Consider the following 3,755-nt stretch of genomic DNA (forward strand, 5'->3'; position numbering starts at 1 on the left):
CCCGTCCCATCAGCGCCATCGCCGCCCGGTGGGGATTCACCAGCCCCGCACACTTCAGCCAGACGTTCCGCACCGCCTACGGGCTCTCACCACGCCAGTTCCGCCGGCAGTACGCCACAGCGCACACGGACTAGGGAAGACCTGTCTGCCGGCGACACGGATGTCTTCTTGCCGGTCATCCGGATTCGGGGTGGTCAGCCTGCCCCATGCCGCCGGTTCGGAGGCCAGGACGGGGTGGTCATCGTCATGTGCGCAGAGTTCGGGAGGAGGCGCGTCCACAGCGGTCTCCAGGGCTGCGGTCATGCCCTCCAGCACCCGCGGCGGCGTGATCCGTCCAGGGACGGCGTACGAGCCAGCGTGCGGAGGACGACGACACCCGGATCCTCCCAGATGACGTCGTGGACCAACTCTTCATAGGCGTCCATATCCGCGTCATATGCGTGTTCGCCGTGCTCGCAGAGGTGGTCACGCAGGGCGGCGTCCACCGTGGTGAGGAGCCGCACAACGTTGTCGACCGGCAGGTCCGGCGGATCGACTGATGGGTCCGTGGCTGCGCTGGAAGCCGGAGAGGTTGGTACCAATTTGTCGCCGCGGCCGTTGACCTTGACGTCCCGCTCGGCCCACAGCCGCGCGAATTCCTCGTTGTGAGCGAAAAGTTCGGAAATGAGGTCGGTCAACGCCTGATCTTCCGGATGCGCGGCCCACGCTGCGCGGAGGCGGGCTATCCCTTCCCGCGTGACGCGTTCATGGTCGACGTAGTACTCGCGCATCGTCGGGTGCATCAGGCACAGCCACATCGCGTTGCGCTGGGACGGCGGCAGGGTGTCGAAGTCGAGTTGCAGCTTCGCCATTTCGGGATTCCAGGCCAGGATGTCGAAACGGTGGTTCAGCAGCATGGCCGGCAGCGGCGACAGGTCGGTCACCAGGCGCAGCAGCGGCGGCGCCGCGGCGGCGGCGGGCTTGCCGGCGTCGCGGGGGCGCTGGCGAGCCAGGTCGAAGAGGTAGGCGCGTTCGTCGGGGGTCAGCCGCAGCGCCCGGGCCAGCGCCTCGACCACGCCCGCCGAGGGCCGCAGCCCACGTGCCTGTTCGAGCCGCACGATGTAGTCGATGCTGACCCCGGCGAGTTCGGCGACCTCTTCGCGGCGCAGTCCCGGGGTCCGCCGGGACTGCGGGCGTGACGGAAGGCCGAGATCCCGCGGGTCCAGGCGCTCGCGCCGGGTCCGCAAAAACGCGGCGAGCTCCTGTGCCGTATCCACGGCGGGGCTGATCATGTCCGGTCCAACAGCCTGGGTGGGACTGCTGTTCCCAGGAAACGCCTTCCCTTACCCCCTGCTTGCGGGGGTCGCAGGCTTGTCCTCGGATCACGAACACAGGAGGACACGATGTCACTCACCCTTGACACCTACCGGCTGGTGGGCCGGTCCGGGCTGCGGGTCTCACCGTTGGCGCTGGGCGCGGCGACCTTCGGCACCGAGTCGGGCTGGGGCGCCGAGCCGGAGGACGCGCGCAAGCTGTTCGACGTCTACGTCGACCGCGGCGGCAACTTCATCGACACCGCCGACACCTACAGCAACGGCAGCTCCGAGCGCCTGCTGGGCGAGTTCGCTCGCGGCAAGCGCGAAAACCTGGTGCTGGCCACGAAGTACACGACGCTGCGGCGGCCCGGCGACCCGAATGCCAGGGGTGCCCACCGCAAGAACCTGTTCGCGTCGGTGGAATCGAGTCTGCGGCGGCTGAACACGGACTACATAGATCTGTTCTACCTGCACGTGTGGGACTTCACGACTCCGGTAGAGGAGATACTGCGCGGCTTGGACGATCTGGTCCGGCAGGGCAAGATCCTTTACGTGGGGATCTCCAACGCCCCGGCCTGGCAGGTGTCGCGCATGCAGGCGATCGCCGACCTGCGCGGCTGGTCCCCGCTGGTCGCGCTGCAGATCGAGTACAACCTGATCGAGCGCACCGGGGAACGCGATCTGATTCCCATGGCACGCGAGATGGGACTGGGCGTGGTTCCGTACTCACCGCTGGCCGGGGGGCTGCTCACCGGCAAGTACAGCCGCGACGACCTGACGTCGGCGAACGCGGCGTCCGCCGACGGCACCCGCAAGAGCTTCAACTTCGCCCTGGGCACGCTCACCGAACGCAACCTCGCCATCGCCGATGTCGTCAAGGAGATCGGCGCGGAGTAGGGTTGCACGCCCGCCCAGGTCGGGCTGGCCTGGGCCCTACGGCGCCCGGGCGTGGCGGCGCCCATCATCGGCGCCCGCACTCCCGCTCAGCTGGAGGGCAATCTGGGCGCCCTGGAGGTCGACCTCTCCGCCCCCCATCTCGCCCGTCTCGACGAGGCCAGCGCGATCGGACTCGGTTTCCCGCACGCCATGCTCGCCAGTGACCACGTCCGCAATGTGACCGTGGGCGACATGAGGTTCGAGAACCGTCGCTGATCGACGTTCCAGCCCCGAGGGCGGCGACCAGGCGGAAGCGCAGCTCATCGGAAGTCACCGCCCGCTCGTCGGCGCCCGCCCGCACGTTCGCGGCGCGCTGGACCCGCGCGGACGCGTCGCCCTGCCGCGTGGCACCCTGATGGCCGTTCGCTTCGCGAACGCCCGGGGGATCTCGACGCGATCCCCGGGTGGGCGCCTTCGCCGAAAGGAACTCTCACTCGGTGGTCCTGGCCTCACCGCCGCTGGTGGCGGCGTTTCAGGGTTCGCTCGTAATCCTGGAAGCGCGCCTTGGCGATCCTTGACCGGTCGAGGCTGCGCAGCACCAGACCCTCCGGCTTACGGCCCGCCGTCTCGTCCAGGCCTGCCTGGGACTCGGGAAGGTGTTTGGTCAGGAAGGCCGACATGCCCTTCACGTCCTTGGGCAGGTCCCCGCCGCTGACGACGCTCAGGTACGGCACCGAGGGGATGTCCAAGCCATCCGCCAGGTCCTGCAAGGCATCCACATCAAGGAACTCCTGCCCGCCGTCGTCCCGCCATGAGAAAATGCGGCTGCGCTCCCAGCCCAAGACGTCCATCTCCGTCGAGTCGAGGTCGAACAGCCGGTACCCCACGGCGCCTTTCGCGCTGTACTGCTTGGCCTGGCCGCCGATCTTGCCACCGAAGACCTCCAGGTACAGCGTGACGATCGGTCGGTGGAAGTCGAAAAGGCGGCTTTGCACGAGCCGCTCCGCCAACGGCTTGAGCGCCTCCACGATCCCCATTGCCGGGTTCCCGACGCGGTCGCCCCGTGCGTACAGCAACTCCTCGCGAGAACCGATGAAGTAGTCGGCCGAGCCGGGGAGCACGACGATCCGGCTGTTCGTACCGTCGATCTTCTCGGTCACGTACGTCATGCCGTCGAAGCCGTCGAAGGTCGTCAGCTCCTCGGACAGTGCTCCACGCTCCCCGAGGGCGTGGTAGGTGAAGATCGAGGGGTACTTCGTCGCCGAGTTCAGCGCGTCGATTTGCCCATGTCGAACATCCCGCTATTTTCGAGCATGCTCATGTCGAGCCGCGAGGGGTTTCTGAGCACAGTGCGGCTACTGGAGTGCTGCCCTTTCCTTGTCGGCGTAGCAGGCGAGCGCGGCTGGCGAGCGCGCCGATGATGCCGTGCGTGCAGGCCACGGTCAGGTCGTGTCCTGCCCCTCTCTGTCAGACTGCTGTGACACAAGGCACGAATGAGTCCTTCTGATATCAAGCAGGGCGGGACAGGACGAAGAGCGCAGTGACGATGACTCTCGCCGACCAGGCCGCCGTGACGACACGGCA

At 67.6% G+C, this 3,755-nt stretch carries 3 protein-coding genes and 1 pseudogene; 2 read left to right on the plus strand and 2 right to left on the minus strand.

Annotated elements, in window-relative coordinates; all coding sequences use genetic code 11:
• The first annotated feature begins 17 nt into the window (after window positions 1-17).
• The gene (locus E1281_RS38400) at window positions 18-134 is read left to right on the plus strand and encodes an AraC family transcriptional regulator (protein WP_243717790.1); all 117 of its coding nucleotides are present in this window, start codon (window positions 18-20) and stop codon (window positions 132-134) included.
• A 165-nt stretch (window positions 135-299) separates the two neighbouring features.
• On the opposite strand, the gene E1281_RS38405 is transcribed toward E1281_RS38400, so the two are convergent.
• The gene (locus tag E1281_RS38405; protein ID WP_207943761.1) at window positions 300-1,271 is read right to left on the minus strand and encodes a helix-turn-helix transcriptional regulator; all 972 of its coding nucleotides are present in this window, start codon (window positions 1,269-1,271) and stop codon (window positions 300-302) included.
• Window positions 1,272-1,382: 111 nt separating this feature from the next.
• On the opposite strand from E1281_RS38405, the pseudogene E1281_RS38410 reads away from it, so the two are divergent.
• Window positions 1,383-2,447: pseudogene (locus E1281_RS38410) on the plus strand (aldo/keto reductase).
• A 233-nt stretch (window positions 2,448-2,680) separates the two neighbouring features.
• Here E1281_RS38410 and E1281_RS38415 read toward each other — a convergent pair.
• Entirely contained in the window at window positions 2,681-3,340 is a 660-nt protein-coding gene (locus tag E1281_RS38415) for an RNA ligase family protein (RefSeq protein ID WP_243717789.1), read from the minus strand.
• Between the last annotated feature and the right edge of the window lie 415 nt (window positions 3,341-3,755).

Source organism: Actinomadura sp. KC345, from assembly GCF_004348515.1.
GTDB lineage: Bacteria > Actinomycetota > Actinomycetes > Streptosporangiales > Streptosporangiaceae > Spirillospora.